The 1,619-nt window shown below is 63.5% G+C and carries 3 protein-coding genes; all 3 read left to right on the top strand.

The features are described 5' to 3' along the window. The first annotated feature begins 1 nt into the window (after position 1). Positions 2-574, top strand: coding sequence for a glutathione S-transferase family protein (locus QZY06_RS17135; RefSeq protein ID WP_367275669.1), 573 nt, complete (start codon positions 2-4; stop codon positions 572-574). A gap of 50 nt (positions 575-624) precedes the next feature. Then, complete coding sequence (locus QZY06_RS17130; RefSeq protein WP_295686317.1) at positions 625-1,098, top strand: VOC family protein; 474 nt, start codon at positions 625-627, stop codon at positions 1,096-1,098. Between the two features lie 192 nt (positions 1,099-1,290). Beyond that, the coding region (locus QZY06_RS17125; protein WP_295686316.1) for a helix-turn-helix domain-containing protein at positions 1,291-1,619 on the top strand (329 nt) is incomplete at its 3' end.

Genomic DNA, 1,619 nt, shown 5'->3' with positions numbered 1-1,619 from the left:
GCTGGTGGATCGCGCGGCGGATGCCCACAAGTCGGCGGCTTACCTGCGGCTCAATCCCAATGGTCTGCTGCCGGTGTTGCAGGATGGTGAGCTAGTGCTTTACGAGACCGCGGCGATCCTGTTGCATCTGGTGGATACGCATCCGCAAGCGGGCCTCTGCCCGCCGCTGGCGTCGCCCGAGCGGGCGCAGTTCTACAAGTGGCTGATGTGGCTGACCAACACGTTGCAGGCCAATCTCATCCTGTACTTCTATCCCCACCGCTACGTGGACCAGGGCAACGAGGCAGGCGTGGCTCAGGTGCGTTTTCACACGCAGCTGCGCATCGGCTCGATGCTCGAACAGCTCGACCAGTTGCTGGCCGCTCACGCGGGGCCATGGATACTGGGATCGACCTACAGTGCGCTCGATCCTTTCGTCTTCACGCTGTCTCGCTGGACGCGCGGCTTCACCGGGCCTGCAAGCAAGCCTGCCCGCGACTATCCTCACCTCGGCCCTTATCTGCGGCGAATGCTGGAGCGCCCTGCCGTGCAGCAGGTCCTCGCAGCGGAGCAGCTACAGCAACCCTGGATCTGAGGCTCCAAGCTTGCCTCCCCAAAGGCTCGCTACAACCAGGAGGACTGACGATGCCCAAGAACACCATCTGCCTGTGGTACGAGCATGACGCGGAAGCGGCCGCAGGCTTCTATGCGAAGACGTTTCCCGACAGCGCCGTGACGGCGGTACATCGGGCGCCGTCCGATTTTCCCGGCGGCAAGGCCGGCCAGGTGCTGACCGTCGAGTTCACGGTCTGCGGCGTGGCCTGCATGGGCCTCAATGGCGGGACTGCCTTCCAGCAATCCGAGGCGTTCTCGTTCCAGATCGCCACCGACGATCAGGCGGAAACCGATCGTTACTGGAATGCGATCGTCGGCAATGGTGGCGCCGAGAGCGCCTGCGGCTGGTGCAAGGACAAATGGGGCCTGTCATGGCAGATCACCCCGCGCGTGCTGACCGAGGCGATGGCCAAGGGCGGTGATGTGGCGCAGCGCGCGTTCGCGGCGATGATGGAGATGCGGAAGATCGATGTCGCGAAGATCGAGGCGGCGGTGCGCGGTTAGGCGTCCGTTTGATCAGGTGGACGCTGTCGCGGGCCAGAGCGCTTTTGTTCAACTGCTGATCCACACATTCGTCATCCCCGCGCAGGCGGGGATCCAGTTTTGACGCCAGCCTTCCGCTGGAAGCCTGTGAACGGGATTCCCTGAGTTCACAAACGAAATGCAACACCCTGAGAGCTTGCTGGGGGTGTTGCGATGGGAACGAAGTTCAGTCAATTTGGGTTGGAAGCGCGGTGTGAAATTGCCCGAAGGCGCGCAGCCGGTGAATCGCTGCGGCAAATCGGGGCAGCTCTGGATTGCTCGGCGTCGAGCGTATCGCGGGAATTGACGCGCAACGCGGCGAAGGCCGGCTACCAGCCGGTCTATGCCGACGAGCAGGCTCATGCGCGGCGCTGGCACGGCAGCCGTCTGCTGCGGGATGCGGCCCTTCAAGCTGAAGTCCTGGGCGGTCTGTCGCGAGGCTGGTCGCCGGAACAGGTGTCGGCGCATCTGACGGGGCAGATCAGCTACGAAAGCATTTATCG

This window comes from uncultured Nevskia sp., assembly GCF_903885465.1.
Classification (GTDB): Bacteria; Pseudomonadota; Gammaproteobacteria; order Nevskiales; family Nevskiaceae; genus Nevskia.
The sequence above is the reverse complement of the archived record's forward strand: the minus strand, read 5'-3'. Positions and strand labels throughout refer to the sequence as shown.